Here is a 4,014-nt window from a genome sequence, read left to right on the forward strand (position 1 = left end):
CGACGTGCCTTCGAACCTGTTCCTCGGCCGCGAGAAGGTTTTGTTCAACCTCGGCCCGTTCTCGATCCTCGACCGCAAATACATGCGCAAGGCGACCGAGGCGGCGCTCGTCCGCACGGCGGTGAAGATCCCCAATCTGTCCAACACCATCCGCCACATGTCGGGCGGCCAGCGCCAGTGCGTGGCGATCGCCCGCACCGCGACCTTCGCCTCCAAGCTGATCATCATGGACGAGCCAACGGCTGCCCTTGGCGTGCAGGAGACCGCGCAGGTCGAAAACATCGTCCGTACGCTCAAGGACAATGGCGAGCCGCTGGTCCTGATCAGCCACAATATGCGCCAGGTGTTCGATCTCTGCGACCGTATCGTCGTGTTCCGGCGCGGCCGCATCGTCGCCAATCTGCGCAAGGAGAACACCGACGGAAACGACATCGTCTCCTACATCACCGGCGCCAAGACCGGGGAGGCGGAGCTCGCGGCCTAAACAGGATGGTCATCCTGTTTTCTGGCGCGCTCGAAAAATAGACTTGCCACCTTCCCCCAAAAGGAAGGTGCGGACACAACTCTCTCTAACCCATCCCCCAGAGGAAATACCCATGACCGTTCGCTTCGCTCTCCTCGGTGCCGGCCGCATCGGCAAGGTCCATGCCCGCGCCGTCGGCTCCAATCCGCAGGCCAAACTGGTTGCCGTCGCCGATGCGTTCGAGAAGGCCGCCAAAGAGCTGGCGAGCGCCTATGGCGCCGAGGTGCGCAGCATCGAGGATATCGAGAAAGCCGGTGATATCGACGCCGTCGTCATCTGCACGCCGACCGACACCCATGCCGATCTGATCGAGCGCTTCGCCAAGGCCGGCAAGGCGATCTTCTGCGAGAAGCCGATCGACCTCAACGTCAAGCGCGTCGAGAAGTGCCTGGCCGTGGTCGAGAAGACCAAGGCGACGCTGATGGTCGGCTTCAACCGCCGCTTCGATCCGCATTTCGCCGCCGTGCGCAAGGCGATCGACGACGGCGCCATCGGCACCGTCGAGATGGTCACCATCACCTCGCGCGATCCCGGCGCGCCGCCGATCGACTACATCAAGCGCTCGGGCGGCATTTTTCGCGACATGACCATCCATGATTTCGACATGGCGCGCTTCCTGCTCGGCGAGGAGGTCGTGGCGGTCAGCGCCCATGCCTCGGTGCTGGTCGACAAGAAGATCGGTGCTGCCGGCGATTTCGATAGCGTCAGCGTCATCCTCGAAACCGCTTCCGGCAAGCAGGCCGTCATCTCCAACTCGCGCCGCGCCACCTATGGCTACGACCAGCGCATCGAGGTGCATGGCTCGAAAGGCATGGTTGCCGCCGAGAACCAGCGCCCGGTGTCGATCGAACTGGCCAACGAGAAGGGCTACACCCGCCCTCCGCTGCACGACTTCTTCATGACCCGCTACCTCGACGCCTATGCCATTGAGATCGCCGCGTTCATCACGGCCGCGACCTCGGGCAAGAAAGCGTCGCCGAGCGGTGCGGATGGGCTGGTGGCGCTGAAGCTGGCCGACGCGGCGCTGAAATCAGCAACGACCGGCAAGACTGTCCGTCTCGACAAGTAAGAAACCCTAGGAAGAACCACAGGAGCAGAGCGATGAGCGCATCCGCCGATCGCAATTCACAGACACGCGCCATCGTCACCGGCGGCGCCCAGGGGATCGGCTTTGCCGTCGCCGAAGCTCTGGCCGAGGAAGGTTGCCGGGCACTGGCGCTCATCGGCCGTTCGCAGGAGAAGGGCGACAAGGCCGTCGCCCATTTCAGGAGAGCCGGCGTCGACGCGATCTTCATCAGCGCCGACGTCTCTAAAGTGGCCGACTGCAAGCGGGCGGTCGCCACCGCGATCTCGCATTTCGGCACCATCAACGCCCTGGTCAACGCCGCCGCGACATCGGCGCGCGGTTCGCTGGTCGAAACCTCCGAGGAGCTTTTCGACACCATCTTCGACACCAATGTGCGCGGCCCGTTTTTCCTGATGCAAGGCGTGGTGGCGCATCTCCTGGAAAAGAAGGCACCCGGCTCGATCGTCAACGTGCTGTCGATGTCGGCGCATACCGGCCAGTCGTTCCTGACGCCCTATTCGACCAGCAAGGGCGCGCTGATGACGCTGACCAAGAACGTCGCCAACGCCTATCGTCACAACCGCATCCGCTGCAATGCGGTGCTGCCAGGCTGGATGGACACGGAGGGCGAGGACATCGTGCAGAAGAAGTGGCACGATGCGCCGGACGACTGGCTGGCAAAGGCCGAAGCCGCGCAGCCGATGGGGCAATTGGTGAAGCCGGACCAGTTGGCGCGGCTGATCAGCTACATGGTCAGCCCGCAGTCCGGCGTCATGACCGGATCGCTGGTCGACTATGACCAGAGCATTGCGGGGTCGTCTCCGGAATAGGGTCAGCGTCGCGGCCGGCCCGTTTCTCCCCGTCACTATACGGGGAGAAATGCCCGGCAGGGCAATGAGAGGCAGCGCCGACTTTGATAGTTAGAGGGTCGATTGAAGTCGGGGCTTTTTGGCCCTGTCCTTATCCTTCCGACGCAAGCGCCGCCCCTCACCTGCCTGCCGGCATCCTCTCCCCGTATAGTGACGGGGAGAGGGGCGCTCTCGCCAGCGATTTCGCCAACTCATCTACGGCACGTGACAAGCGCCTCCGCATCGACTATATGAACCTCATGATCAACCTGACCGCCACATATTGGTACTTTAGGAGCTCGCTGGCGGCGGGAGGATTGCGCTCGATCTGAAGATTGCAGCAACAATATCCGAACAGCCGCCATACCTGGCGGCTTTTTTGTTTCAGCCGGCAGGTTCCCTCTAAATCAAAGAGGAGCATGATGTCGTCCGAAACCGCTTCACACTTTTCGGCATCATGCTCTCGACAGGAGCAGAAAGCCGTGTTGACCACCACAGACGACCTCCGGGTCAAGGAAATCCGAGAACTGAGTACGCCGGACGAGGTGATGCGGGAGATCCCGCGCACTTTGACGGCGACGCGCACCGTCAGCGCATCGCGCAACGCAACCCATGCCATCCTGAACGGCACCGACGACCGGCTGCTCGTCATTGTCGGCCCGTGTTCGATCCACGATCCAGTCGCGGCCGTCGACTATGCCAGCCGTCTGGCGGCGCTGCGCGAGAGCCTGTCGGACCGGCTGGAGATCGTGATGCGGGTCTATTTCGAGAAACCGCGCACGACGGTCGGCTGGAAAGGCTTGATCAACGATCCCGACCTCGACGGCAGCTTCAACATCGATAAGGGGCTGCGGATGGCACGCAATGTGCTGTCGGCCGTCAACAATCTCGGCCTGCCGGCTGCGACCGAGTTCCTCGACATGACCACCCCGCAATACATTGCCGACCTGGTCGCCTGGGGCGCGATCGGCGCGCGCACGACCGAGAGCCAGATCCACCGCGAACTCGCCTCGGGCCTCTCCTGCCCGGTCGGCTTCAAGAACGGCACCGACGGCAATCTCAGGATTGCTGCCGAAGCTGTGAAATCGGCCGCCCAGCCGCATCATTTCATGGCGGTGACCAAGGGCGGACGCAGCGGCATCGCCACGACCACGGGCAATGAGGACTGCCACGTCATCCTGCGCGGCGGCGTTCAGCCCAACTATGACGCGGCGAGCGTCGAAGCCGCCGCTGTGGAACTCGCCCGCATCGGCGTTGCACCTCGTCTGATGATCGATGTCAGCCACGCCAACTCGGCCAAGAAGCCCGAGAACCAGCCCAAGGTCGCGGCCGATGTCGCCGGCCAGGTCGCGGCAGGCGACGAGCGCATCATCGGCCTGATGATCGAGAGCAACCTCGTCGCCGGCCGGCAGGACGTGGTGCCGGGCAAGCCGTTGGTCTACGGGCAGAGCATCACCGATGGCTGCATCGACTGGGCGACCACCGAGACGGTGCTGTACGGCCTTGCCGGCGCCGTCGAGTGGCGCCGCTCGGCACGCCGCGCCATGATCGACAACCGACAGGGAGCTGCTTGAGCC

General features: G+C 63.5%; 3 protein-coding genes and 1 pseudogene (1 of these 4 cut by a window edge). All 4 read left to right on the forward strand.

Features of this window, described 5'->3' with window-relative positions:
- Positions 1-484, forward strand: a pseudogene (locus EOC06_RS23775) (ABC transporter ATP-binding protein) (it extends 175 nt beyond the left edge of the window).
- 112 nt (positions 485-596) lie between these two features.
- Positions 597-1,592 (forward strand): inositol 2-dehydrogenase, encoded by a 996-nt coding sequence (gene iolG / locus EOC06_RS23780; protein WP_027039991.1) that lies wholly within the window; start codon positions 597-599, stop codon positions 1,590-1,592.
- 32 nt (positions 1,593-1,624) lie between these two features.
- Complete coding sequence (locus EOC06_RS23785) at positions 1,625-2,419, forward strand: SDR family oxidoreductase (protein WP_128308930.1); 795 nt, start codon at positions 1,625-1,627, stop codon at positions 2,417-2,419.
- A 500-nt stretch (positions 2,420-2,919) separates the two neighbouring features.
- A complete protein-coding gene (locus tag EOC06_RS23795; RefSeq protein ID WP_128308932.1) occupies positions 2,920-4,011 on the forward strand; it encodes a 3-deoxy-7-phosphoheptulonate synthase in 1,092 nt (363 codons plus the stop codon).
- Positions 4,012-4,014: the final 3 nt, after the last annotated feature.

It is taken from the genome of Mesorhizobium sp. M7A.F.Ca.MR.362.00.0.0 (assembly GCF_004023175.1).
In the GTDB taxonomy this organism is placed as follows: Bacteria; Pseudomonadota; Alphaproteobacteria; order Rhizobiales; family Rhizobiaceae; genus Mesorhizobium.